A 25,406-nucleotide genomic window follows, 5' to 3' on the forward strand; every position below is an offset into this window, starting at 1 on the left:
GGAACGATGGGCGAACTACGAAAACTTTCCTTCGCTTATGGCGGACTTCTGACCCTGCTGGGACTGACCGTCGGTTCGTTCTTTCTCGATCTCGGCGGGTTCAATTCTGCTATCAACCTCGCGATAGCAGCCGCCAAGACAGCGGTGATCGCGCTGCTGTTCATGCATTTGACAAGCAAAGGTCTTCCGAGGCTCGTCGTCGCGGCTGTCGGGCTGTGGCTGGTAATTCTGTTCGGGCTGACTTTGGTCGGGCAATAGGCGCGAGTATGAGCCGGGACCATATCGGCGGCAACTTCACGCCATCCCGTGCGTTGGGGCTGGAAACGCAGGGATTTGCCCGATGTCACTTACCGCCTTTGCTCTCAACTGCACTTTGAAAAACTCTGGCGACACCGAGAAATCATCGACCGACCGGCTGCTGGCGGATTTGCTGGCGGCGATGGTACCGCACGGCGTGAAGGGCGAGATCGTCCGCGCGCTCGATCATGACATCAAGCCGGGTGTGCTGTCGGACATGGCAAGGATGACGACTGGCCAAAACTACGCAGGAAGATCATCGATGCCGATATCTTCATTCTTGGCCTGCCGATTTGGCTCGGCCAGCCGTCGAGCGTCGCCAAGCGTGTTCTCGAACGCATGGACGCATTTCTGTCCGAGACCGACAACAGAAGCCGGATGCCGGCAGGCGGCAAGGTGGCGCTGGTTGCGATCGTCGGCAACGAGGATGGCGCACATGCTTGCCATGCTGCTTGTTTCCAGGCGCTGAACGATGTCGGTTTCACGGTCCCCGCCAATGGCGGCATCTATCGGGTTGGTGAGGCGATGGGCGACATCAACTATGTCGACCTGCCGGGGACGCCGGAGGCCGTCGTCGAGATGATCGAGATGGCCGCGTCGAACGCGGCCCATCTGGCCAAGCTGCTCAAGGCCGAAAATTATCCGGGAGTGGCGGGCTGAACTCGCCCCGCTCGCGGCGAATGCCGTCCGCAGCGGAAATGGCGGCGCGGCCATACAAACAGCTCTGGCCGGCCTTGCCCTTCATTCCTCGTCGAACCGCCCTTCCTGGTCACGTCCGATCGCGCGTTCCTCGTCGTCATCCGGCAAGGCTTCATCGCTGTTCTGGTAGGCGTTGTCGTCGTCTTCCTCCGGCAACTCGCCGTCCTTCTCGATGTCGGACGGCTCGTCATCATCGTCCGACACGCTGTCGGGAAGAATCTTTGCGCCTTTAATGGCATCCCAGTCCTGTTGCGCGATTGACGGAGCGTCGGTCTGGTCCGTTTCGGCTCGTTTGTCGCGAGGGGCCATCTTCATCCTCCAATCCTGCGCCTTTCGGTGCTTGCCCCGGCGCCTTGCGCCGGGGCAAAATCAGGCATCACGCGGCTTGCTGCAACGCACGCTCATTGACGCCGCCCTCGCCAAGTTCGGTCAAGGCTTCGTCGGTCGCCACCTCCTCTTCCAACGTCTGGTTGAGGAGCTGGACGATATCCTTCTTGCCGAGCTGCTCGGCCCAGGCGATCAGCGTGCCATAGCGGGCGATCTCATAGTGCTCCACGGCCTGTGCGGCGCCCACGAGGCCGGCGTCAAGCGCCGGAGCGCCGCCATAATCCTCGAGGATCTCCGCCCCCTCCTCGAGAATGCCGTCAATGGCCGGGCATGTCTTGCCCCGCGCCGGCTTGTCGAGGAGGTCGAATATCTGTTCGAGACGATCGACCTGGCCCTCGGTTTCCGTCCGGTGCTTTTCGAACGCGGCCGCCACCTCTTCGGCCTCGGCGCCCTTGGCCATTTTCGGCAGCGCTTTCAGTATTTTCTTTTCGGCGTAGTAGATGTCCTTGAGGCCATCGAGGAACAGTGTCTCAAGCCCTTTCGTTTCCGCTTTCGTCGCTCTCTTGGCAGTCGCCATGATTGGTCTCCCATGGATTGTGTTGAGGCCTTCACCTGGCGGGTGAAGTCCTTCGTTAACCTGCGACTGTGCGGGTTGTTCCGGCTCAAATCACAAAGAGACGCAACGGCTGTTAGTTTTCGACGAGAACGCGAGAAGGTCGGGCTGTTTGCTTTCAAACGCCGGGTCGCGTGGCGAATTCTTCGGAGAGAATGCGCAGACCTTCCTCGTATTTGGCGGTCGAGCCGCCCGTTTGGCGGACCTGCCATAGATTGTCGTTGAGGTCCGCCCGTTTGACCGGCAATGCCAATCTGTTCGACGCGGCCCTGCGCACGAAAGCGGCGTCGTCCTCGCCATCCCGTTTCGTCAATGCGTCGACGGCCGAAACAATCGCAGGACTAAAGCCTGCCTCCTCCAGGTGGTGCGGTGTCCAGCCTTCGCTCTTTTCCAGGACATCGTGTAGGTACGCGATGATCTTCTGATCGAGCGTTTCGACCGCATCCGCAACGCGCCTGCAATGTTCGATATACGGCCGCCCGGTCTTGTCGGTCTGCGCCTTGTGCGCTTCCTCGGCGATTTTCGCCGCTCGAAAAAGCATGCTCATCTCTGCCTCCATCAATCGATCTGTTCGAACGTGCACTGCCGCGGGGCCTTGTCCGGCCGCCACCGCAACAGCTTGGTTCCATGCCGGAACCGATTGCCGGTGACATGGTCGAACCGGACCTCGACCACAAGTTCCGGCCGCAGCGCCTCCCACTCGCCGCTGCGCTCCGTACTCCAGCGGCTCGGGCCGCCCGGCGCTTTCCCGGTAAAGCCAGGACCGCCGCGCAGCTTTTCGAGCTTTCTGGTGAGCCCGGCCCGGTCGTCCCTGGCGATCGTCGATGTGAAGCCGACATGGTCGAGCTCGCCTTGGTCATTGTAAAGGCCGAGCAGAAGTGAGCCGACCTCGCTGCTGTTGGTCAGATAGCGGAACCCGCCGACCACGCAATCGGCCGTGCGCAGCCGTTTCACCTTGACCATTGCGCGTTCGCCCGGTCGGTAGGGCTCAGCGCGCGGTTTTGCGACGACGCCGTCAGTCGAGCCCTGGTTGGTTTCTTGCAGCCAACGCGCGGCGACTGTTGCATCGGTGGTGCAGGGCGACAGCCGCAATGCGGCGCGCGCCGCCCCGGCTATGAAGTCTTGGAGGACAGCGCGTCGCTCTGTCAGCGGATGGTCGAGCAAGATCTTGGCGCCCGGCGCGACCAGAATGTCGAACACGATGAACCGGGCAGGGGTTTCCACGCTCAGTTTGCGGATTCGGCTCTCGGCCGGATGCAAGCGCATTTGCAGCGCGTCGAAGGAAGGACGTCCGTCGATTTCGATCGTGATTTCACCATCGACAACGAAATCGTGGGCTTCGATCTCGCCGAGCATCGCCACCAGCTCCGGAAAATACCGGCCAAGCGGCTTTCCCGATTTCGCGCGCAGATCGACGGTCTCCGCATTTTTAAAAGCAAGGCAGCGAAAGCCATCCCATTTCGGCTCGTATTGCCAAGCGCCGTTATCGCGTGGAAGCGTGTCGGCAGCCTTGGCTTCCATTGGAGGCGTATCCAGAGGCAGGGCAAATAGGTTTTTGACGGCTACTACCATCGCTCTTCCGTGTCGTGGTGCGGCAGATCGATCCCGCAGCAGATCCATCCTAGCCGTTGGCCCGATCCGTAATTGTAATGTGGTGTGAGATCCGAGGGATCATCGAACGTTCCGACATGCAGGGCAATTTCACTCGGCGACGCGTCATAAGCCAATGTGATGGGAGACCCGCAATCGCGGCAAAAACCTCTTTGCGCGATCGGCGATGACCGGCGGTGGAATGGCTTGTCCTTGAGCCACCAAAGGCTGGCCGAGGGCACCCAGCCCAGCACCGCGAAGGCGCTGCCGGTCGCGCGGCGGCACATATCGCAATGGCAGTAATGGACACGTGGCTGGGATGTGACGCGGTAACGAATGTTGCCGCATAGACATCCTCCACTTCGTTCCGCACCTGTCATTTGGATCCTGCCGTTCCGAGCGTCACTGCAGCTGAACGTCCGACGCAGGATGTGGTTTCGACGAGAGGAACGAGTTCGAACGCATAGCGTTGTCCGGCACCAACCCAAGCTGGAGCGCCGGATTTGAACAGGGTTTTGCTATCGCTCGCAGACCGACCTGCCGCCAATTTCGCATTGCGCGGGCGCGGCGCGGATTTTTTCGAAATCAGTGTGCCTTGATGTCGGCGCCGGGCTTGGCATACGGCCCCTTGGGCGACCGGTGTGTCCATCTCTGTGTCGACATGCAGCGGCTGTTCGCGGAACCCTCGCAATGGGCAACGCCGTGGATTTCCCGCGTCCTTCCTCGCATCGTCGAGCTTGTTGAAAGACGAGCTGCCGAGACGATCTTCACCCGTTTCCTGCCGGCCCAAAAACCGGGGCATGGTGTCGGTTCATGGAAACGCTACTATGAACGGTGGGCGTCAATGACGATCGACCACGTCGGCCCCGAAATGATCAAGCTCCTGCCCGAACTGGCGATCCATTGTCCGCCAGCGGTCGTCGTCGACAAGCACGTCTATTCGCCATGGCCGGAGGGCAATCTTCAAGCGCTGCTTTCAAAGCGCCGGATCGATACGCTCGTCGTAACCGGCGGCGAGACGGATGTCTGCGTCCTGGCCACAGTCCTTGGCGCGATCGACATCGGCTATCGCGTCGTGCTGGTAACAGATGCGCTGTGCAGCTCTTCCGATGCGACGCACGATGCGCTCATGACAGTCTATCACCAGAGGTTCGCACAGCAGGTTGAAACCGTCGAGATGGAAACGGTCTTGTCGAGTTGGAGTTGAAACTCCAGGGCCTATGCCGACGCGTCCAGATCGATCAGGCGATGCCGAGTTGATATTCCCCGTTTTGAATTGCCGGTGACGTCGCTGTCAGGACGACGCCGCGATCTCGGAGGCGAAGTCGCGGTAAGACCGCAGGGAGCGTCCCAGGAGCTTGGTGAGGCGTTCGACGTCGCCCGCATTGGGCACCATGCCTTCGGTGATGAAGCGCTCGGCCATCAGGCGCATATCCAGCGCCATCCAACTCGGCATGAACTGGCGAAAGTTCTGCTCGAAGCCGGCGGTATCGTTACCGGGGAAGGCGATCGTGCGGCCTAGCACTTCGGTCCAGATGGCAGCGACGTCTTCGCCGGTCAGCGTGTCGGGACCGACGACGTTGATACGATCGAGTGGGAGCGGCATGGAGGCCTTTTCCCGGCGGACCAGCTCGATCGCCGCAATCTCGCCGACGTCACGTATATCGACCATCGCCAGGCCCTTGCTGCCGATCGGCATTGGGTAAATGCCGTGGCCGGTGATCACGTCCTTGATGGCGACGTCGTTGTTGATGAAGTAGGCCGGGCGCAGGATCGTGGCGTTGAGGCCCATCTGCTCGATCATCCGCTCAACGCCGAACTTACCCGCGAAGTGGGGCACGTTCGCATAGAGGTCACTATGGATCACCGAGAGGTAGACGATCCGCTCGATGCCGGCTTCACGAGCCACGTTGAGGGCAACCAGCGCCTGTGTGAACTCGTCGGCAACCACGCCGTTGACCAGGAACAGCGTCGAGACGCCGGATATCGCACTGCGCAGCGAATCGACGTCGAGCAGATCGCCCCGCACGACGGTGACGCCCGCTGGGACCTTGGCCTTTGCGGGATCGCGGACAAGTGCTCGCACGTCGGCACCGCGCCCGACGAGTTGTGCGACGACTTGGCTGCCGACATTGCCGGTGGCGCCGATGACGAGGATGGTCATGAGACTTCTCCGTGTTGGGTTTGATTGACGTTCTGAATATGAGTGCTCCACCGCTTGCTGTGCTGGAAGGCCTACTGACTGATGCGGTCACACGTTCCCCGGCGCAGGCAATGTTGCTTCCCGGCCGGGGGCGCCCCTCAAGGTAAGAGAATCGGATTTGGACCAATCCTGCGAGTGCTGTAGTCCGCGTGCGCCTGCGCCGCCTCCGCCAGCCGGTAGCGATGAAGCTCGATTTCCCCGAAGATGCCGTCCCTCCACTGATCAAAGACTTCGGTGGCCGCCTGGGCCAGCATTGAGCCTTTCACGATGGCGGCGGCGCTCGCCTGGCCGAGTTTGACGTCGCGCACGGCGAGTGCCTGCTGATCGATGTCCGGAGGGCCTGAAGAAGCGCCGATGGTGAAAATCGCTCCGCCATTCCGAACCGCGCCAGCCGAGGCCGCAAACGTTGCCCTGCCCACGAATTCGTAGACGACGTCGACGCCTTTGGGTGCGATGGCGCGAATGCGGTCAGGAAGGTTGGCTTGATCGGACGCGAGGGCATGATCCGCGTCGGCCGAAATGCGCCCAAGTTTGGCGCTTGAGCCAACGGCGATGACGGTCGCGCCCAACGCTTTGGCCCAGCGCGCGACCAACGAGCCGACGCCACCCGTTGCGCCCTGAACCAGGATCGTGTCGCCCGGCCGCACTTCATGCAGCCTTTTGACGGCCAGCCAGGCCGTTATGCCTTTCGTCAGTAATCCCGCCGCGATTTCGGCAGGCACGTCGTCCGGCAGATGCACAAGAGGCGCGACGTCGATAAGCCGCTCGCTGGCATAGGCACCGGGAGCAAAGAAATAGGCAATTCGATCGCCGACCTTGAAGCCCTCCGTCTCTGGGCCCGTCTGCGCGACAACGCCGGCGGCCTCGACTCCGGGTACGAAGGGTAACTCCGTTCGAAAGGCTCCCGAACGGAACATCGTGTCGATGAAATTCACGCCGATTGCGTCCTGACGAAGCTTGACCTGACCTCGACCCGGGGCACCGACCGCATCCTCCTCGAGAACGAGAACCGACGGGTCTCCAGTGCGGCGTATACGGATTACAGCAGACATGGCGTTTGTCCTTGTGATCTCGATTTCCTATCAAGACAGGTGGCCCAGTTCCCGCAGACCGGTCATCCAGTCCTCGGTGTGCCAGGTGCGAACGATCTTGCCGTTCTCGATTTCGTGGATATCGACAGCTTGGATCTTCAGCGATTGGCCGGTTGCGGGCAGACCGGCAAAAGTCTGGCGCTGCGTTCCAGTGATGGTCGATCGCACGACGACTTTGTTTCCTTCTTGAATAACATCATCGATCTTGATGTCGAAATCGGGGAATGCTTCCACAAGCATCGCCATAGCCGCTTTCGCGGCTTCGGGACCGTGTGGAGTGCCCGGTGGCGAAGGGATGTCGACCCAGCTCGACGCCAGTATGCTCTCAAGCAGTTTTGCATCGTGGCGTGCAAACGCTTGGTACCATTGTGATGCGATGTGTTTCGGGTCGTTGGACAGGGGCGCCGCGCTCGCCTGAGCAGCGAGCAACGACCCTGCGATCAATGCGACAAGAGACCTCATGCCTTCCTTCTTCAGGCTCGCGGGAGCGGAGCGATCGCGCCCAACTGCTGCATGGCGGAGTAGAGGTTGGCGACGCCCCAGTGCTCGGTAATCTTGCCATTGACGACGCGCATCGCATCGACGGTCTCGAAGCTGACCTTCTTGCCGGTGCCGGCGACGCCGAGGAAGTTTCCCCGATGCGTGCCATGATATGTCTTGAAGGTGGTGACCACGTCACCGTCGATGCGCTGCCAATGGATTTCTGGCGTGAAATCCGGGAACGCATCGCGCAAGCGCTTGTAGAGGACGAGGACGCCGGCCTTGTCGCGGGTGCCGCCGGGCTGAGGTGTATGATCGAAGAAGTCGTCCGAAAAAAGTTCATTGAACAGAGCCCAATTCCCTCCGCCTTGCACCTCTTCGGTGTTACGGCGAACGATGTCCTTGGCACTGCGGTTGAGATTATCGGTCACTGGAATCTCCTCGGTTTAGCGTTCAGCGCTGTCACCGGCCACGACGTTTGCGCTGCTGCATGCAACATGCCGGGTCCGTCGATTTTCCGTAATTCGAATAATATCGAGCGATGACTTCGATCCGCTCGATAAGCTGAGCGCTACGAAGCGGTCACGCCGCCTGCCGCTTCAGGGGCTCAGGCCGCTCTGCCACGGCGCCAAAATAAGACGCTGAGGTCTTCCTGTGGACGTGAGATTCGAGGCCGAAGCACGTCACATGCCGGCGGCGTCAATCACCAAACAGCTTTCAGCCTATAGGCGCTATTCCGCGGGCGGGGATCGAAGCAAAGCGATCAGAGCGAGGCAGCCGACCGTGGAAAATCCGATCACGACAAAGCCGTCGATATAAGACAGCAGGTTGGATTGCGTTTGCACGACGCGTGCAAGAAGAGCCGCGGCCCGCGAATTGGCTTCAGCCGGCCCCACCGACCGGGCGGTGACCGCGGCCCTGTATTGGTCGAGCCGTTGGTCGGTGAGGTAGGAGCCAGCGGCTACGTGGAGGCCAATCAGGTTCGAATGGAACTGCTCGCGCACCCTGAGGAACGTTCCAATGAAGGCAACGCCGAGCTCCCCACCGAAGAGCCGGAACGTTTGCAGGAAAGCGCCGAAAGTAAAGGCGTCGCCGCGATAAATGTGTCTGGTGGCGAACCAGATCAGGGATATGAAACCAAGCGACTGGCCAATTGCCTGCACGATCTGGGACGGGAGGAAGTCGTCGCTTGCCCAATCCTGCGTGAGGCCAGTGGCCATGAAACACGCCACGCCGATCAGCACGAAACCCGCCGCGAGGGGAAGCCGGGCGTCGACATGCTTAAGCAGTTTGCCGACCAAGGGGGCAAGCACAAGCTGAGGGGCCGCGATCCATAACAGCACGTCGCCCGTCTGAAGCGATTTGAAGCCCTGCACCGTCGCCAGATATTGCGGAATGATCAGCGCCGTCGAAAGCAGGACAAACCTGAACGCGATCAAAAGCGCGGCCAGGATCGGAATGTTCCCGGATATGACGAAGCGCAGATTGATCAGCGGCTGATCATGGCGAAGCTCATGGATGACGAAGGCGATGACCAGCAGAAATCCGGCCAGGAGGAGCCCGCAAATCAGTCCCGAGTTCAGCCAATCGAGCCGGTTGCCTTGATCGAGCGCGGCATAGAGCAAGCTGAATCCGACACTGCAATAGCCAAGGCCGAACCAGTCGGCTCCGCGCAGGTAGTCGCGATTGATCGGCTCCCGTGGAATGCCAAACCAGACGCATAGCATCATCAGCGGCGTGGCTATGGCGTTCTGCCAGAATATCCACCGCCATGACAGATTCTCGATAAACCAGCCCTCGATCGAGGCTGAAATGTTCAGCGATAATTCGGTGTTCATCGCATAGGCGGCAATGCCGTAGACCGCCAGGTGCGCCGGCAGATTGCGCAGAACGAAGCTGAGCGTCAGTGGAATGAATGTTCCCGAAGCCAGTCCACCCAGAAAATAGAACGTGAGGAAGATGGGCAGGTTCGTGGCGTAAGGAATGAACACCGACAGGAGGGTAAAGACCGCGGTGGCCCCGAGAAGGACGCGCCGCACCCCGAAAGTGCCGCCGAGCCATACCGCGACCGGCCCCATCATCATCTGGCCGACGGTCAGCGCGGTGCTGATCCACGCGCCTTCGTCAACACCGGCGTGGAGGGCACCGCGAATGTCGGCAAGCCCGAAGGTTGTGATACGCCCGGCAAGCGTGGAAATAATCGAGCCGATCAGCACAGCGGGGATACCGATATAAGGCCGGGTGCAAACAGCCGGAGTGGACGATGCATTCCCGTGGGGTGCGAGAGACGGTGAGGTCGAGACCGATCGTGACAAGCCGAAGCTGACGTCCGTCATGGCAGGCCGTCCGCCGCTGCCGGGCCGCCTTCGCTTGTGCCGCCCGTGTCGACAGTCGCGGTCACCGACATCCCCGGACGCAGGAGTTCGAGCTGCGAACTGTCGTGATCGAGGACAATTTTCACCGGAATGCGCTGCACCACCTTGGTGAAATTGCCTGTCGCGTTGTCGGGTGGCAGCAGGCTGAATCTCGATCCGGTGGCGGGTGACCAGCTGTCGACACGGCCCTTTAGAACGACGCCGGGCACGCTGTCGATTGTCACCATTGCCAGCTGCCCGGCGCGGACACGCGTCAATTGCGTCTCCTTGTAGTTCGCCACCACCCACAGGTCGGGAAGTGGCACTATCGAGATCACCTGGGTGCCGATACCGACATATTGTCCAGGCCTCACCTGGCGCAGGCCCACCATTCCGTCGACGGGTGCGAGTATCCTGGTATGACTAAGATTGAAGCGCGCCAGCGCCAAAGCGGCCTGCTGGGCTTTCAGGGTCGCCTCGGCCTGCTGTTGCTGCGTATCGAGCACCTTCAACTGCTGGCGCTGTTGATCGAACTGCGCGTGGTTGAGATCAAGCGTCGCCGTGGCCCGGCTGTAGCTGTTCATCGCCTGCTCCGCGGCTTGATGCGAGACGGCGTCCGTGGTGAGAAGAGACTGATAGCGCTTCGAATCCCGCTCGTAGCGCCACACATCCGATTCTGTTGCGGCGATGGTGGCTTCCGCCTGACGAATGAAGGCCTGTTGCAGGATCTTCTGATTTTCGATGTTGGCGATCGCCGCCTTGCCGGCCTCGACATTCGCTTCGGACTGATCCACCAGCGCGCTGTAGTCATCGTCTTCGATCTGGACGAGAAGGTCGCCCGCCTTCACGCGCTGGAAATCCTTGACCGCAACCGAGCGCACATAGCCGCTCACCCTGGCCGCAAGCGGCGTTATGTCCGATTCAAGATACGCGTCGTCGGTGCTCTGTGTCCTGGCGGAGCCGGTCCAGGCGTTCCAATTCATGGTGAAAAGGAACACCAGGCCTGCGGCCAGCAAGAGGACGGCAATGCGAAGGGGCAGAGTTTTGCTGCTGGCAGGCATTGGCAAGTGGACCATCACTACATTTTCAGGATGATGAACTGATCATTGGTCGAGTCGGTCTTCTCGTGCAGTTTGGCGACTTGCGCGGCAGTGACCGCCGGCACGTGATTGCCCCAGCCATTGCGGACGAAGGCAAGCACGTCTGTTGACCCCGGGGAAATGCCTCTCCACTCGGGTCGAGGCGGCATGGAGTGGAAATGAGAGGACGGCCTCAGAGTACCGAAAGAAGCCCTCCGTCCACGAAAAGCGCAATGCCGGTGATGTAGCTCGACAGATCCGAGCCCAGGAAGGCGACAGCATCACCGATCTCGGAGGGTTGACCAAGGCGGCGCAGCGGGGTGCGTTTGCGAAAGCCTTCGGCCGCTTCTGCAATGCCAGGGCTCGTTCGCAGCAGCACCGTGTCGATGGTCCCCGGCGCCACAGCGTTCACGCGGATACCATCGGGGCCGAGCGCATCCGCCAGGGATTTCGCCATCAGGACGACACCACCCTTGCTGGTGGAATACGCGACGGTGATCCCGGCCCCGTTGATTCCGCCCATGCTGGCCATCAGCACGATGCTACCGCGCTTGCCCTTGGCCTTCATCTGACGCGCTGCTGCTTGCGATCCAAACAGCACGCCGTCGAGATTCACCGACATCAGCCGTCGGTAGTCATCCTCCGCCACGTCGGGTCCGTCTGCCTTCAGCGTGATTCCCGCGTTGGCGACCATGACGTCAACGCCGCCGAACGTACCGGCCGCGTCAAGCAACGCATCATTGTCTGCCCGCTTGCTGACGTCGGCTTTCACGAAAAGACTGGACACGCCCAGCTTTTCGATCTCGACCGCGGTTGGCGCGCCACCCTCGCGTGGTGTCTCGGTTACATCGGAGACAATCACGGCCTTTGCGCCGTGTTCTGCCGCCTTGAGGGCAATTGCTCGGCCAATGCCGCTTGAGGCGCCGGTGACGACAACCACCTTGCCCTTCAATATGTCGCTCATACAATTCTCCTGGGTTCCTTGCTTGATAGCCGTTGACTTGCCTTGGAATGCCTTGAAGGCATTGGCTTCCGGATTGGCGGTGAGCTGCTCCTGGAATTTCGCAAATCCGCAACTTCCCAGTGCTCGGCGAGCTTGCCGTCTGCGATTTGGTAGAATTGAAACGCCGCGAAATCGAAGCGGTTACCCGTCGCTTTATACTCGCCGAAATCGTTCACTTGAGTGCCGCTGACCCAGTTCATCACCGCCGCCCGATGAACTTCCAGACGATTGTCGGCTCAGATGAGATACCGAGGATGACGCTCGGATGTCTCCAGGATTGTCACAGTCGTCGCTCGCGAACAGCCAGATGAGGTCGCGAGCGACGTTCGACGCATGGCTGCTTGCCGAGCGTGGCGCTCATGTCGCGGTGGGTGTGGATTCATCGCAAGGCACAAATCCGAAGTTCACCCACCCATCGACCCAGATGCTCCCGCCAATTTCTGCAGCTCGGACCCATACCACGCAGAGATGGCGCGGTACTCAGTTCCCTGAGGGGTCTTCCAATCGCGAAACCACTCATCAATCATTGCCCGCGAGGTGTTAGGTATAGCGCCGGCCTGAATTAGACGTCTTATGGCAGTCTCATGAGCTACCTGGGAAAGGCCGCCCACGGCGTCCACGATGAACATCGCCTCATAGCCATCGCGGAGGGCATCGATGATTTGATATGCGAGACAGATTTCCGTCCAGAGTGCTGCGAAGACCAAGCGCTTCCGGCCTGTTTTTTCGACGGCGGAGCGAATATTGACGTCTTCCCATGCGTCCATAGTCGAACGATCGATAGCAGTTGTTCCGGGTAACTCGTCCGCGATGGCCTGAACCGTTTGGCTGTTTACTTTGCCGCCAACTCCCACAGTACTTAGAATTACCGGTACGCCAAATGCCTTCGCGGCCCTGATCAGGAATCTGACATTCAGTTCGATAAGCGCCGAACTCGTTTCAGATCGGACAGCTCTGAGCATTTCGGGTTGGTAGTCAACCAGCAACAGGGCACATTCAGCAAACTTCCATACTCCTTTTGAAGGAGGTTCCTGTGCCTGAGCAAAGGAGGCGGAACTGAGTGATGCTCCAACTGTGACCAGCGATGCTCCAGCCATGGCCCCGGCGCCGCGGAGGATTTCTCGCCTGCTCGTCGACTTGGACATGACGTCATTTTCGTTCATCGATGCGCTCCACAGGGGGATCGGATCATGACCTTGCTCCGGTGTTGGTTGCATCTCTAGGATTTGCCGCAGTTATCGCTCGCGAACAGCCAGATAAGGTCGCGAGCGACGTTCGACGTAATCGACAAGCCATCCGCTCAGGCGATCGATGCTTCCGCCCGCCACCACGATGCGGCGTCCGCTACGCGAACTATTCGAGTTGATCGAACTCGCATGTCAAAACTATGCGGCTGTTCCAGAGCGCCGGCTGCTGACATTCACTCTCCATCCGGCGCGCCATCGTGGCTGCGACCGTCAGGAGGAGGATGGCTCATGGTCGACCCCGCAACGCCCGCGATACCAATGCGCGTCGGCAAATCCGAACGAAATGGGATGACCGACATCGCAGCGCTGATTGGCCGGATTTTTATCAGCGGCGTTTTCATCATCTCGGGCATCGGCAAGATTGGCGCGCCGACTGCAACCATGGCCTTCATCAGTTCCGTCGGTCTGCCGTTTCCGCAGTTGGGGCTAACGATAGGGATCTTGGTCGAGACAGTCGTTACGGTGGCATTTTTGGTCGGCTACCGCACGCGTATGATGGCCGCAATTATTGTAGTCTATTGCTTCGCCACCGCCATCTTCTTCCATAACGCCTGGTCTGATGTGAATCAGTTGATGCATTTTTGGAAAAACATGACCATGGCCGGCGGTTTGATGCAGGTCATAGCCTTCGGCGCGGGTCGCTATAGCCTCGATGCATTTCGCACCTAGAAGTTTGGCGGCGCGACCGGTTCGCCGAACTCAATCGAGGCGAGCCACCTTTGAGGAGGCTAGTTGTTTAGTCACTGCACCCCATGTCGTCGCGAGTATGCTCGTGTCGTAAAACGATGGGAGCGGCGGCGTCAGTCGATGCAAAGGCCGGCAAAGTGCCACCATTCATGCCATGCGATTGGCGCACGAACTGATTGATTAGGAACGACGCGGCGGGACCAGGAGGCATGTCCGTTCGGTGAATCGCAAAGAAGCGATAATGGCCGCCTTTGAAATCCGGCATGTCCAGCAGCACGAGCCTGCCGGAGGCGAGGTCCTCAACGATCATCGGTTCTGGCATCGTACCCCAGCCAATGCCTTCGCGAAGCAGCATGTGTTTGGTGGCAAGATCCGCTACACGCCAAGTTTGGGTGGCTATGACGCCGAGATCCGAACCTGCGGTCAGCGGCGAGCGATCGGTAAGGACCAACTGAACATGATGGCGCCCGGCGCCGACTGCGTTGACGCCCAGTGCCAGCGGATGAGAGGGCGCGGCGACCGGAACAAGGTGAACACAGCCGACACCGATGCGCTCCAGGCCGTCGATTTCGACGTCGGGAGGGCCGCGAACGCCGATCATCGAAGTCCGATCGAGGACGAGTTGGGTCACGGCGCCAAGAGCCTCGGCTCTCAGCCGGAGCGGGACCGTGGGGAACTCATCGTGGAAATTCCTCAGGGCTTCAACCACGCGGGCCGCGGGTAGCATCACGTCGAGGGCGACGTGAACTTCTGATTCGATGCCTTGATGAAGGCCCTTGGCCTTCGCGCGTAATCGATTGAAGCCCAATGCCACGTCGCGGGCCGCCGTCAGCAACGCGCGGCCATCGCTGGTGAGTTGGGGGCGGCGGGTGGAATCTCGCTCGAAGAGCATGACGCCCAGTTGCGCCTCCAGATTGGTGATTGTGTAACTGATGACGGACGTCGCCCGGTTTAGCTGCCGCGCTGCTCCGGCGAAACTGCCCACGTCGACAACCGCGAGAAACACCCGCAATTGGTCGAAAGTAGGCGTCCCCGGATCAGACATGTCGATTTCCTCCCAACGCACGAATGAGCATTTGCTAATCAATCGGGCAAATACTCGCATTTTGGCGTACAGAGTCAACCGGGCCTGGTTTGCAGGGTCCATAACAAAGCTCGATAAGGAAATGACGAAATGACGCAAGCAATGTCGGGTCCGGCGCGATTGGCCGCGCCCTCGCAATTCAGTTCGCCAAGCACCGAATCGAGGTCATGCTGGCCAACAGCCGCCGCCCCTCCACCCTGACGGATTTGGCCGGTAAATTAGGCACGAGCGTCAGGCCAGTTGCAGCGAGCGAGGCGATTTCCGCGGGCGTAATCTTGGCCATTCCGTTTGGGGCAATTCCGCTTGTCACGCAGGGCGGGACTGCGAACGGCGTCGACTGGAGTGGGCGATTGGATCGAGGCCAGCAACGCGGTCGCGAGGTGCCAGCGTTCAAGCCCGCTGACCTACCTCGGGGACGCCTCTGTCCTCGACATCCTGGTTGAAGGGCGGCACCTCCCCCAGGCGGTTCCAGTAACGAGCGGGCTGTGACCGTCTGGGAGTTGGTCCTCGTCTCCCAGCCAGCTGGGAGAATATGCAAAGGCAATATGGACTTACCCGAAACGGGAATTCCATCGATTCAGGGCCGCGCGCCGATCAAGACGGAATTGGCGTCCGAGTGCCGTCTCGCCCATTAAGTCGAACCCGTGAACGGCCCCGGGATAGACATGGCATTCTACGGATACTCCCGCTCGCGAAGCGCGCATGACGAAGTTCACACCCTCTTCAAGGAAGAGATCCAGGGCGCCGATGGCCAGGAACAGGGGCGGGAAGCGGTCAAGACTTCTGGTCAGGCTCGGAGAAAAATAGCCCACCCGATCGTCATCTGCCGAATAGGCTCCTTTCATAGCCGACCACCCGAAGCGATTGTCTTGCGCTGTCCAGACAAATCCGCCGGTCGTCGGATTGGGCTGAACGTCTTGGTCGGACCCCGTCCGGCAATCGAGCATCGGATAGATCAGCATGGCGCCTGCCGGTAGAAACTCCTTTCGATCGCGTGCCAGAAGCGTCGTCGCTGCGGCCAGTCCCCCGCCAGCGCTGTCTCCCATGATAGTGATCCGTCGCGGGTCTACGCCGAGCGAAGCTGAATTTTCGAAGAGCCAGTGAAGCCCGGCATAGCAATCCTCGATCGGGCCGGGGAATGGCGTCTCTGGTGCCAGCCTGTACTCCACCGACACCACAACCGCCGTATTCTCAATCGCCATTTGCCAATTCAGACCATCGATCGAGGCTGCGGAACCTAAGACATAACCGCCGCCATGAATGTTCAGGATTGCTGGCTTTTGTCCCGCACTAGGCGGCGCATAAATGCGCAGTTGAACAGGAGGCGCTCCGTTCATGTCCGCGGTGACAGCGAGCCGAGGCTGCTCGAGCGCCATGCCCTGTTGCTCGAAGTACTGTTGCGCGGTTGCTCGCGCGTCTGCGAGACTGGCGGCGCTAAGACCGACGCTGGGCCCATTTGCGAGAAACGGACGCAGTTCAGGGTCAACCAGACTCTCTCCGTTCATGTTCAAAAAACCTCTCACTAAGAGGCGCAATGGTAACGTCGCCAATCGCTTCAGCCAGCCCGATAGCATCGAACGCCGTGTTCCATGCTTCCGGCATGTGAGTTGCTTCGCCTTCGAATTCCTGCGGCCGCAGCGGCGAAATCGAGCGACCGACCACCTTTGAACCGCAGATGGGACGGGATTCGCCGCTTCGCTACATGCCTACCGGATAGAACGTCGTCATCGACGGAATCTGGCTGGCATGGGAGGCCTCATCCAAGTCAGTGTCGATCAAGATCCGGCAGCCGAAAGGTAAGATCAGAGGATAGGTAACGGGCGGTTTCGTGTGACCTTTGCTGACCGTTCCAGATCGCAGTCGAGGGATTTGACCATGATGGATGATTTCGATGGCAAAGTGGTCTTGGTGACCGGTGCAGGCTCAGGCATCGGACGCGAAGCGGCGTTGGAGTTTGCTGCTCGTGGCGGCTTTGTTTTTGGCGCGGACCTGAACGAGCAAGGCCTTGCAGAGACCCGGCGCCTTATCTTGGGGGCAGGCGGCAGAGCGGAAGTCGGCCGCGTCGATGTATCCTCGGAGGATGATGTTTCGGCCTTTGTCGCGCGCATCGATGCTGAAGCGGGCCGTCTGGACGCCGCTTTCAACAATGCAGGAATTACCGGTGGCGCGCACCGGATCGAGGATTATCCCACGGATGACTTCGACCGCGTTCTACGGATCAACCTCCGAAGCGTCTTTCTCTGCATGAAGCATGAGCTACCGCTGCTGAAGCGGAGCGGCGGCGGTATCATCTGCAATACGGCTTCGGTCGCCGCGCTTACCGGCCCCGGCGGAATGTGCGCCTACGCAGCATCAAAACACGGCATTCATGGGCTGACACGAGTCGCGGCGATGGAGAACGCCGCACATGGAATTCGCGTGAATGCCCTCGCGCCGGGTTGGACCGAGACGCCGATGGTCATCACCGCAAGTGCTCAGAATCCATCCTTCGCTGCGCAGACGACCAACGCGATTCCCGCCAAGCGAGGCGGTAAGCCAAGCGAAATCGCACAAGCCGCCGTTTGGTTATGCTCAAGTGCGTCAAGCTACGTATTCGGGCAAATGTTGATCGTTGATGGAGGCATGACCATCGGTGGATTCGAGTTCTAATCTCGAAACTTTGCTCCTCCGAGAAGTACACCAAATGTGGAGACTGGATGATGCGCCTAGATGTCTGCAAACACTGTCTCTCGGTTGAGCCGGAGGGCATGACAGACCTGTCTCGGGGATTCTCACAGGTGAGGTAAGCCGGGGCATCTTCATGTTGACCAACAGCCATTATCAGTCGCTTCTCATAACGACGGGCGGAGGCGCCGTTTTGGTGGACGCCCCCGAGCCGCTTGTTCAGGACATCGAGCCCGCCGCAAGTGACGTGACGGACGAGCCGATAAGACATTGATCTACTCTCACGGGCGCCAGTCGGCGCAGTGCGCATAGGAGGCGATGAGTTCGCGGATGCGAGGCGATCTGCGTTTTTTTTTGGGTAATACAAATTGAAAATTTCGCCCTCATGTTTCACAACAGGCCGGTAGACCGGGGATGGTTTTGCAGCCCGCGGGTCGCTCACGGTCCTCGAGGCGAGAATTCTAGAGACGTTCAACAATGACCCAGCACGCACAAAACGCTCGAATTCTCATGTACAGCCACGATACGTTCGGGCTCGGCCACTTGCAGCGCTGCCGAACGATCGCGCATTCGCTGGTCGAGGATTTCCGCGGACTTCAGGTGCTTATCATTTCGGGTGCGACTATCGCCGGCGCCTTCGACTACCGCGCCCGTGTCGACTTCGTGAAGATCCCCAGCGTCATCAAACTCCGCAACGGCGAATACACCTCGCTGGAAAAGGATATCGATCTGCATGAGACGCTAAGGATGCGCCAGTCGATCATCCGCCACACAGCCGAGACCTTCCGGCCGGACATCTTCATCGTCGACAAGGAACCGCTCGGCCTGCGCGGCGAGATCGAGGACACGCTGTCCTACCTCAAGACGCGGGGCACCACGCTCGTGCTTGGCCTGCGCGAGGTGATGGATGCGCCGCATCTGCTCGAGGCGGAGTGGGCGCGCAGGGATGTGATGCGCAAGATAGGCCTGTTCTACGACAAGGTCTGGGCCTATGGTCCGCCGGATTTCTATGATCCGCTGACCGGCCTGGATGTGCCGCCGGCTGTCAGGGCAAAGATGAGCTTCGTCGGTTTCCTGCAGCGGAGCCTGCCGCGGAACGAGTTGCCCGGCCACCGGCCCGAGGGCGACTATATTCTCGTGACCACCGGTGGCGGTGGTGACGGCGCCGAACTGATCCACGACGTCATCGATGCCTACCAGCAGGATCCGCAATTGCAGCACAGGGCGCTGATCGTGCTTGGCCCCTACATGCCGGCGCGCAAGCGCAACAAACTGCTCAAGAAGGGGGCCAGGATCCCCTACATCAAGATCATCGAGTTCGACAACCGCATGGAAGACTTGATTGCCGGTGCCAAGGCGGTGGTGGCGATGGGCGGTTACAACACCTATTGCGAGATCCTGTCTTTCGACAAGCCGGCGCTGATCGTGCCGCGCGTCGAGCCCCGTGAAGAACAACTGATCCGCGCTCGGCGCGCGGCCGAACTCGGCCTGATCGAGATGCTCTTGCCGGAAGAAGCCAAGGATTCCCAGCGATTTGCCGATGCACTGATGGTGCTGCCGGAGCGGCCCCGCCCATCACAGAGCAATCCGCATCTGACGCTGGAGGGGCTGCCTCATATTTCCGCAATCGTCGCGGAACTGCTCGACCGGCGGGCCGGCCATCACCTTTCGGTCATTGAAGGAATGAACTGAGTTGCGATATCGCAAGATCGTCGTGGTTCTGAAGGGCTATCCGCGGCTGTCTGAAACCTTCATCGCGCAGGAACTGCTCGGTCTGGAGCGTGCGGGGTTCGACCTGACACTCGTCGCGCTCAGGCGACCGACCGACGCAAAACGCCACCCCGTGCATGACGAGATCAAAGCGCCCGTCCATTATCTGCCGGAATATCTGCATGAAGAGCCACTGCGTGTGGCCCGCTCGCTGTTCGCCCATCTGCTGCGGCCGGGCTTCTGGCGCGCGCTCCGATCGCTGGCCACCGATATCCGCCACGACTTTACGCGCAACCGCGCGCGCCGCTTCGGGCAAGCGCTTGTGCTGGCGGCCGAATGGCCGAAAGACGCGGAATGGTTGCATGCCCATTTCGCGCACACGCCGGCATCGGTGACGCGCTATGCCAGCCAGCTTCGTAGCCTGCCTTGGAGCTGCTCAGCCCATGCCAAGGACATCTGGACTTCGGCGGACTGGGATCTGGCTGGCAAGCTTTCCTCGGCGCGCTGGACGGTCACCTGCACGAAAACCGGTTTCGACCGTCTGAAAGAACTCGCCAACGGCAAATCGTCCGTGCATCTGAGCTACCATGGGCTCGACCTTGATCGCTTCGGCAGTTTCGGCGAAGCGCGAAAACGGTATGACGGCTCGGCGCCGGACGAACCGGTCATCATTCTGAGTGTCGGGCGCGCCGTTGAAAAGAAAGGTTACGACACCTTGCTGGAGGCTCTTGCTCTCTTGCCTGGCGATTTGTCGTGGCGTTTCGAGCATATCGGCAACGGCGAGGAACTGGAACGGCTCAGGGCGCTGTCGCAGAAGCTCGGACTGGATGGTCGGATCTCCTGGAAAGGCGCACTTGCGCAGGAGGAGGTGCTTGAGCACTACCGCCGTGCCGACATCTTCGCCCTGGCTTGCAGGATCACCGCAAACGGTGACCGGGACGGTCTGCCGAACGTTCTGGTGGAGGCGGCTAGCCAGCGGCTTGCCTGCGTGTCGACCGATATTTCCGGCGTGCCGGAGCTTTTATCGCCTGACGAAACCGGGCTGCTGGTTCCGACGGAAGATCCAATTGCCCTGGCAAAGGCGCTGGAGCGCCTGATCCGTGATCCCGTGCTGCGCGCCCGCCTCGGCGACGCCGCGGAGCGGCGCGTGCGCGGCAATTTCGATCATATGGCAAGCGTTGGACAGCTCAAGGAACTGTTCGAGCGTGAGTGGCGGGCCGCCGATTGAAGCGCGTCTTCCTTTATGTCCAGCACCTGCTCGGTATCGGCCATCTCGCGCGCTCCAGCCGCATCGCGGCGGCTCTGGTCAATGACGGGTTCGACGTAACCGTCGTGACCGGCGGAGCGCCGATCGCGGGGTTTCCGGGACCGGGGGTAAAATCTGTAACCCTGCCACCTGTCACCTCCGGTGATAAAGGATTTTCCGGACTGATCGACCTGCAGGGCAAACCCATCGACGATGATTTCAAGAAGCGGCGTTCAGAGATGCTGCTGCAGGCATTCCGGGATTGCAGGCCAGACATCGTTATCGTCGAGGCGTTTCCATTTGGACGCCGACAGATGCGTTTCGAACTTTTGCCGCTGATCGAGGCCGTCGAGGCGACGTCGCCCAGACCGCTGCTGGCGACGTCCGTCCGAGACATCCTTCAGGAGCGCGTCAAGCCGGGCCGAAACGAGGAAACGGTCGATCTCATCAACAGGCATTTCGACCTGGTTTTGGTCCACGGCGATCCGGCTTTCGCAACCCTCGACAAGACATTTCCACTGGCTGGGGCGCTCAGGGCCGAGGTCACCTACACAGGGCTCGTTGCCGCGCCGCCGTCGCCCGCGGCCTCCGAGCGCTTCGATGTCCTGGTGTCGGTCGGCGGCGGGGCTGCCGGAAGGAGCCTCGTCAGTTCCACGATTGCTGCGGCGCGGAATGCCGACAACGGTTGGAAATGGTGTTTGATCACCGGCCCGAACCTGCCGAAAGACGAATTTGACGCGATCGCACGCGATGCCACGCCGGGCCTGTCCATCTTCCGGTTCCGCGAGGATTTCGCCAGCCTGCTAACCGGCGCCCGCCTGTCAGTGTCGCAGGCGGGTTACAACACGGTCTGCGATGTCCTGCGCGCGGGTTGTCGCTCCCTGCTCGTTCCGTTTGCAGCCGGCGGTGAAACCGAGCAAACGGTTCGCGCTCTGATGCTCGAAGAACTCGGCCTTGCGACGGTGCTGATGGAAAAGGACCTAACGCCTGAAGGTTTGGCGCAAGCGATCGAACAGGCGCTCTTGGCACCGACGCCAACCGCGCATCGTCTCGATCTCGAAGGCGCGCGTCACTCGGCGCAAATCCTGCGCGAGCGGTATCGAACATGGTCCCTGAAGATGGAGCCTGGTTTCGGAAAAGTACACGATGAAACAGGCGATTGGCCCTGACGCGCGTCGCGTCGGGTGAGATTCGTGCGACGCGCTTCAAGCCCTTGTTTTTACGCGGGTCGTCCCAAAACCGCTACGCACTTTTGGGGGAAATGCATTTCATATTAAACAGTCCCAATCAGCATGAAGCGCGTATAATTTTTTGTCGGTAGTTCGCCGGCGAACCGCATCTCCCGGAGCGCCGCCATTGCTTCGAAGGCTGCAAGTGAAGCCACGCAGTTGATATGTGTCGGCTCGCTGAAATAGTCGTTGGATTGCAGCAGCACATTCGTGCCCCGCGGAAGCAGATCAAGCCAGGCGCGCAGGTCGGCTATGTGTTCGCAACTCGTATTGACGATCAGGTCGGAGCGCCCCGCCGCATAGTCGAGGGCGTACATATCCGCCGTCAACGCCTGGAAACGGTCGCCGGCATCCCGGTTGAGGGTCCGGGCGACCGAGGCCACTTCGGAATCGATGTCGATGCTATCGACCGCCGCGATGTCGAAACGGGCGTCGTTGAAAAGCATTGCCGGCAGTATGCCGTACCATCCACCCACGACCCATACGCGCCCAAACTGGCCGCCGCAGCTTTCGAATAGCCTGTCGAGCGCCCACATCTTGCAGGCGACCTGCTTGTGGTTGAAGGCGTTGGCGATATCGGCGTTCGGATGCTTGGTGATGACGCGCGCCAGCCCTGCCACGAGAGGGTGGTTGACATAGGCGGCAATCCCCCGCGTGAGGTCCAGGGCCTGCTCGTGCCCGTCCATGCCGGCATTGCGTGGTTGCGTGACATCCATCATAGTTGTCTTCTATGTTGGGATTTGGGGCGACACAACGCAATCTTGCCTCCAGTAATGCTGTTTGGTTCGCGGACGTGACTGTGCCGCAAGCCGCTTCGCCCTTGGCCGGTGCCGGAGAGAGCCTGTTGCATCTGTTCGGACCATCGGCGTCCGCCGGCGGCAGGACAATCCCCGGGCCTCGCTTGGCGGCGAAGACATCGCCGATAACGCCGCTCGCCAACAGGTGCTTTTACATCCGTCCGTCCAACTGAAGGCCCACAGTCGCATATGGAACCCAGCCTAGCCCGCTATATCTGGACGCACACCAAGAAGCAGCAGGTCTGGATATTGATCATCGTCCTGCTTTCGATGATCCCGTATTTCATGTCCTTTGACTTGCCGAAGCTGATCGTCAACGGCCCGATCCAAGGTCGCGGCTTCGAGCAACCGGGCGCGACACGGTCATTCATGAGGCTACATTATAACCTGCCGTTCATTGGCGACGTTCAGTTCTTCTCCGGTTTTCAGCTCGACCGCAAGGAGACGCTGTTTGCCCTGAGCCTCGTGTTCCTCCTTCTGGTCATCATCAACGGCCTGTTCAAACTTTACATCAACACCTACAAGGGCCGCCTCGGCGAACGCATGCTGCGGCGTATCCGCTTCGATCTGGTCGATCTCGTGCTGCGGTTTCCGCCGCGTTACTTCAAGCGGGTGAAATCCGCCGAAGTGGCGACCATGGTGAAGGACGAGGTGGAGCCGCTGGGCGGCTTCATCGGCGACGCCTTCCTGCAGCCGGTACTGCTGGGCGGCCAGGCACTGACGGCCATGCTGTTCATCATGGTCCAGAACGCCTGGCTCGGAATGATAGCGGTCGTGATCGTGGTGATCCAGATCGTGCTCATCCCGCGAATGCGGCGGCGGCTGATCGTGCTCGGGCGCCGGCGACAGCTGACGGCGCGTGCGCTTTCGGGCCGGGTAGGCGAAATCGTCGACGGCATCGGCGCGGTTCATATCCACGACACATCAAACTACGAGCGCGCCGACATCGCTGCCCGGCTTGGGCTTATCTTCAAGATACGCTTCGATCTTTACCAATGGAAATTCATGGTGAAGTTCCTCAACAATATTCTCGCGCAGTTCACGCCCTTTCTGTTCTACATGATCGGCGGATATCTGGTGATCGAGGGGCGGCTGGATGTCGGCCAGCTCGTGGCGGTGATCAGCGCCTACAAGGACCTGCCCGGACCGATGAAGGAACTGATCGACTGGGATCAGGACCGGCAGGATGTCCAGGTCAAGTATCAGCAGGTCGTTGAACAGTTCACCGTCGAGGGTGTCATTGCGCCGAGAATCGAGGCATTGACGATCGAAGATCCACCTCCGATGACCAGCCCGCTGTCGGCGGTCAGTCTGTCCATGGCGGACGATGGCGGTGCAATGCTCCTCGACCGTATCTCGCTCCAGATCAACCCGGGTGAGACGGTGGCGCTGGTCAGTACCGCAACGGGTGGGGCGGAGGCGCTGGCAGAAGCCTTCGCGCGGCTGGACTGGCCGGACGGCGGAAGGGTCGCTTCGGGCGCCGACGACCTGCTTGAACTCCCCGAAGCGGTGACCGGCAGGCGCATGTCCTATGCCTCGTCGGATGTTTTTCTGTTCCAGGCAAGCCTCCGCGACAACCTGCTCTACGGGTTGAAGCATGCGCCGCTGACATCGGTGACCTATGACGGTACCGCGGCCGACCAGCGCCGCTGGGATGTCGAGGAAGCGCGCCGGTCGGGCAATCCGGATATCGATATCCACAGCGACTGGATCGACTATGCTTCCGCCGGCGCCGCCGGCCCGCACGACCTCTTTGAACCCGTGCGCCGGGTGCTCGACGCGGTTGTTCTGTCGCGCGACATTCTGGATCTTGGCTTGCGCTCTTCGGCCGACCTCACGCGTCACAAGGGGTTTGCCGGGCGGATCGTGGAACTGCGTGCGACGTTGCGAACCCGGCTGGAACGCGAAGGCCTGAGCGGCCTGGTGGTTCCTTTCGAACCGGGCGCCTACAACAAGGAAGCAACGATCGGTCAAAACCTGCTCTTCGGCGCCGCCGCTGGCCCCGAACTGGCCGACCGGGCTCTTGCGGCCAATCCGTATTTCGCTTCCGTGCTGAGGCAAGCCGGCCTCGACCGCACGCTCTACGAAATGGGCATGGAGATCGCCGAGCAGGCGATCGAACTGTTTGCCGACCTGCCGCCCGATCACCAATTCTTCCAGCAGCTCGCCTTCATGAGCGCCGAAGAGATACCCGCCTACGAAACCTTGCTGCAACGGCTCAAGAACCGTCCCTATGAGACGGTTTCGGAGGCCGACCGCGCCATGATCGTCACCCTGAGCTTTGCCTATATCGAGCCCCGGCACCGCTTCGGCCTGCTGAGCGACGAGCTGATGAGCAAGATCGTCGCCGCGCGCAACCTGTTCTATGAAAACCTGCCGCCCGAGTTGCAAAATGCGGTCGAACGGTACGATCCTGCCAAATACATTGCCGCGGCTACCGTCATGGACAATGTGCTGTTCGGCCGTGTGGGCAACAATCATCCCGACGCGCCGGACCGCATACGCTCCATCGTCTATGACATTCTTGACGAACTAGGGCTTTATGCCGAACTTTTGAATGTCGGTCTGGACTTCAACGTCGGCTCCGGCGGCAGGCGTCTGACCAGTGGCCAGCGACAAAAGCTCGACGTTGCCCGGGCCCTGCTCAAGCGTCCCGATTTTCTTATTCTCAACCGGCCGCTGTCGGCGCTCGACCAGCGTGTGCAGGACAAGGTGCTGCGAAACGTGATCGAGGAAGCCAGACGCGACGGCCGTTCGCCGGCAATCGTGTGCGTCGTGACGAATCCGGCAATGGCAACGATGTTCGATCGCGTCGTCGTGTTCGACTCGGGTCGTTTGGTGGAAGACGGAACTCACGAGACACTTTTGGCAGGGAACGGTATTTTCAAGGAGCTGCTGTCATAGAGCATTTGCACATTCATATCGTTCCGCCGGTGGGAACTTGCCGCAAGGTCAAGGGATTTAGGTTCTGGCCTGTCGGGCACGCCACCTCCGCAGGGTTGGTTT

25 protein-coding genes and 1 pseudogene are annotated in these 25,406 nt (G+C 60.4%); 9 read left to right on the forward strand and 17 right to left on the reverse strand.

Annotated elements, in window-relative coordinates; all coding sequences use genetic code 11:
• Nucleotides 1-6: 6 nt before the first annotated feature.
• Together FJ938_RS11320 and FJ938_RS11325 are read left to right on the forward strand one after the other, a co-directional pair.
• Nucleotides 7-258: a cytochrome C oxidase subunit IV family protein gene (locus FJ938_RS11320; RefSeq protein WP_140693707.1), complete on the forward strand. Its 252-nt coding sequence runs from the start codon at nt 7-9 to the stop codon at nt 256-258.
• A gap of 82 nt (nt 259-340) precedes the next feature.
• A pseudogene (locus FJ938_RS11325) lies at nt 341-957 on the forward strand (NAD(P)H-dependent oxidoreductase).
• Between the two features lie 81 nt (nt 958-1,038).
• Here FJ938_RS11325 and FJ938_RS11330 read toward each other — a convergent pair.
• From FJ938_RS11330 to FJ938_RS11345, 4 genes are all read right to left on the reverse strand, one after another.
• On the reverse strand, nt 1,039-1,305 hold the full coding sequence (locus FJ938_RS11330) for a hypothetical protein (protein ID WP_226890365.1): 267 nt from the start codon (nt 1,303-1,305) through the stop codon (nt 1,039-1,041).
• A 67-nt stretch (nt 1,306-1,372) separates the two neighbouring features.
• On the reverse strand, nt 1,373-1,900 hold the full coding sequence (locus FJ938_RS11335; RefSeq protein ID WP_140693710.1) for a ferritin-like domain-containing protein: 528 nt from the start codon (nt 1,898-1,900) through the stop codon (nt 1,373-1,375).
• Nucleotides 1,901-2,054: 154 nt separating this feature from the next.
• On the reverse strand, nt 2,055-2,483 hold the full coding sequence (locus FJ938_RS11340) for an HD domain-containing protein (RefSeq protein WP_140693881.1): 429 nt from the start codon (nt 2,481-2,483) through the stop codon (nt 2,055-2,057).
• An 11-nt stretch (nt 2,484-2,494) separates the two neighbouring features.
• Nucleotides 2,495-3,508 (reverse strand): ATP-dependent DNA ligase, encoded by a 1,014-nt coding sequence (locus FJ938_RS11345; protein ID WP_140693883.1) that lies wholly within the window; start codon nt 3,506-3,508, stop codon nt 2,495-2,497.
• Nucleotides 3,509-4,124: 616 nt separating this feature from the next.
• Here FJ938_RS11345 and FJ938_RS11355 point away from each other — a divergent pair.
• Nucleotides 4,125-4,733 carry an isochorismatase family cysteine hydrolase gene (locus tag FJ938_RS11355; RefSeq protein WP_140610431.1) on the forward strand — a complete coding sequence of 203 codons (609 nt, stop codon included), beginning with the start codon at nt 4,125-4,127 and terminating at the stop codon, nt 4,731-4,733.
• Nucleotides 4,734-4,820: 87 nt separating this feature from the next.
• Here the strand turns inward: FJ938_RS11355 and FJ938_RS11360 are convergent, their stop codons facing one another.
• The 10 genes from FJ938_RS11360 to FJ938_RS11400 all read right to left on the reverse strand — a co-directional run bounded on the left by FJ938_RS11360 (nt 4,821) and on the right by FJ938_RS11400 (nt 12,899).
• Nucleotides 4,821-5,690, reverse strand: coding sequence for an NmrA/HSCARG family protein (locus tag FJ938_RS11360; protein WP_140610377.1), 870 nt, complete (start codon nt 5,688-5,690; stop codon nt 4,821-4,823).
• A gap of 137 nt (nt 5,691-5,827) precedes the next feature.
• Nucleotides 5,828-6,781: a zinc-binding dehydrogenase gene (locus FJ938_RS11365; RefSeq protein WP_140610378.1), complete on the reverse strand. Its 954-nt coding sequence runs from the start codon at nt 6,779-6,781 to the stop codon at nt 5,828-5,830.
• 30 nt (nt 6,782-6,811) lie between these two features.
• Nucleotides 6,812-7,282, reverse strand: coding sequence for an ester cyclase (locus tag FJ938_RS11370; protein WP_140610379.1), 471 nt, complete (start codon nt 7,280-7,282; stop codon nt 6,812-6,814).
• Nucleotides 7,283-7,293: 11 nt separating this feature from the next.
• Entirely contained in the window at nt 7,294-7,731 is a 438-nt protein-coding gene (locus tag FJ938_RS11375; RefSeq protein WP_140610380.1) for an ester cyclase, read from the reverse strand.
• 300 nt (nt 7,732-8,031) lie between these two features.
• Complete coding sequence (locus tag FJ938_RS11380) at nt 8,032-9,636, reverse strand: MFS transporter (RefSeq protein ID WP_140610381.1); 1,605 nt, start codon at nt 9,634-9,636, stop codon at nt 8,032-8,034.
• Nucleotides 9,633-10,652, reverse strand: a complete 1,020-nt coding sequence (locus tag FJ938_RS11385) for an HlyD family secretion protein (RefSeq protein ID WP_246673270.1) — start codon at nt 10,650-10,652, stop codon at nt 9,633-9,635. Before FJ938_RS11385 ends, FJ938_RS11380 begins: the two co-directional genes overlap by 4 nt.
• Before the next feature lie 80 nt (nt 10,653-10,732).
• Nucleotides 10,733-10,855 carry a hypothetical protein gene (locus FJ938_RS30245; RefSeq protein WP_264296473.1) on the reverse strand — a complete coding sequence of 41 codons (123 nt, stop codon included), beginning with the start codon at nt 10,853-10,855 and terminating at the stop codon, nt 10,733-10,735.
• A 71-nt stretch (nt 10,856-10,926) separates the two neighbouring features.
• Nucleotides 10,927-11,697, reverse strand: coding sequence for an SDR family oxidoreductase (locus FJ938_RS11390; RefSeq protein WP_140610383.1), 771 nt, complete (start codon nt 11,695-11,697; stop codon nt 10,927-10,929).
• Nucleotides 11,694-11,936, reverse strand: a complete 243-nt coding sequence (locus tag FJ938_RS11395) for an ester cyclase (protein ID WP_140610384.1) — start codon at nt 11,934-11,936, stop codon at nt 11,694-11,696. The genes FJ938_RS11390 and FJ938_RS11395 overlap by 4 nt, the downstream gene beginning before the upstream one ends.
• 204 nt (nt 11,937-12,140) lie before the next feature.
• Complete coding sequence (locus FJ938_RS11400; protein WP_181169065.1) at nt 12,141-12,899, reverse strand: isochorismatase family protein; 759 nt, start codon at nt 12,897-12,899, stop codon at nt 12,141-12,143.
• A 312-nt stretch (nt 12,900-13,211) separates the two neighbouring features.
• On the opposite strand from FJ938_RS11400, the gene FJ938_RS11405 reads away from it, so the two are divergent.
• Nucleotides 13,212-13,652, forward strand: coding sequence for a DoxX family protein (locus tag FJ938_RS11405; protein WP_210243412.1), 441 nt, complete (start codon nt 13,212-13,214; stop codon nt 13,650-13,652).
• A gap of 67 nt (nt 13,653-13,719) precedes the next feature.
• Here the strand turns inward: FJ938_RS11405 and FJ938_RS11410 are convergent, their stop codons facing one another.
• Both FJ938_RS11410 and FJ938_RS11420 read right to left on the reverse strand, forming a co-directional pair.
• Nucleotides 13,720-14,715, reverse strand: a complete 996-nt coding sequence (locus FJ938_RS11410; RefSeq protein WP_140610433.1) for a LysR family transcriptional regulator — start codon at nt 14,713-14,715, stop codon at nt 13,720-13,722.
• Nucleotides 14,716-15,305: 590 nt separating this feature from the next.
• Entirely contained in the window at nt 15,306-16,328 is a 1,023-nt protein-coding gene (locus FJ938_RS11420; RefSeq protein WP_210243413.1) for an alpha/beta hydrolase, read from the reverse strand.
• A 301-nt stretch (nt 16,329-16,629) separates the two neighbouring features.
• Here FJ938_RS11420 and FJ938_RS11425 point away from each other — a divergent pair, with 301 nt between their 5' ends.
• The 4 genes from FJ938_RS11425 (at nt 16,630) to FJ938_RS11440 (ending at nt 21,543) form a co-directional block, all read left to right on the forward strand.
• Nucleotides 16,630-17,403, forward strand: a complete 774-nt coding sequence (locus tag FJ938_RS11425) for an SDR family oxidoreductase (protein ID WP_140693717.1) — start codon at nt 16,630-16,632, stop codon at nt 17,401-17,403.
• A 492-nt stretch (nt 17,404-17,895) separates the two neighbouring features.
• The gene (locus FJ938_RS11430) at nt 17,896-19,110 is read left to right on the forward strand and encodes a glycosyltransferase family protein (protein WP_140693720.1); all 1,215 of its coding nucleotides are present in this window, start codon (nt 17,896-17,898) and stop codon (nt 19,108-19,110) included.
• A 1-nt stretch (nt 19,111) separates the two neighbouring features.
• Nucleotides 19,112-20,356 (forward strand): glycosyltransferase, encoded by a 1,245-nt coding sequence (locus FJ938_RS11435; protein ID WP_140693722.1) that lies wholly within the window; start codon nt 19,112-19,114, stop codon nt 20,354-20,356.
• On the forward strand, nt 20,353-21,543 hold the full coding sequence (locus tag FJ938_RS11440; protein ID WP_246673272.1) for a glycosyltransferase family protein: 1,191 nt from the start codon (nt 20,353-20,355) through the stop codon (nt 21,541-21,543). The genes FJ938_RS11435 and FJ938_RS11440 overlap by 4 nt, the downstream gene beginning before the upstream one ends.
• A 104-nt stretch (nt 21,544-21,647) precedes the next feature.
• Here FJ938_RS11440 and FJ938_RS11445 read toward each other — a convergent pair whose 3' ends face one another.
• Nucleotides 21,648-22,319: a class I SAM-dependent methyltransferase gene (locus FJ938_RS11445; RefSeq protein WP_140693893.1), complete on the reverse strand. Its 672-nt coding sequence runs from the start codon at nt 22,317-22,319 to the stop codon at nt 21,648-21,650.
• A gap of 270 nt (nt 22,320-22,589) precedes the next feature.
• Here FJ938_RS11445 and FJ938_RS11450 point away from each other — a divergent pair, with 270 nt between their 5' ends.
• The gene (locus tag FJ938_RS11450) at nt 22,590-25,304 is read left to right on the forward strand and encodes an ABC transporter ATP-binding protein (RefSeq protein WP_140693727.1); all 2,715 of its coding nucleotides are present in this window, start codon (nt 22,590-22,592) and stop codon (nt 25,302-25,304) included.
• The last annotated feature ends 102 nt before the right edge of the window (nt 25,305-25,406 follow it).

Origin of the sequence: Mesorhizobium sp. B2-4-14 (assembly GCF_006442155.1) — a bacterium.
Taxonomy (GTDB): Bacteria; Pseudomonadota; Alphaproteobacteria; order Rhizobiales; family Rhizobiaceae; genus Mesorhizobium.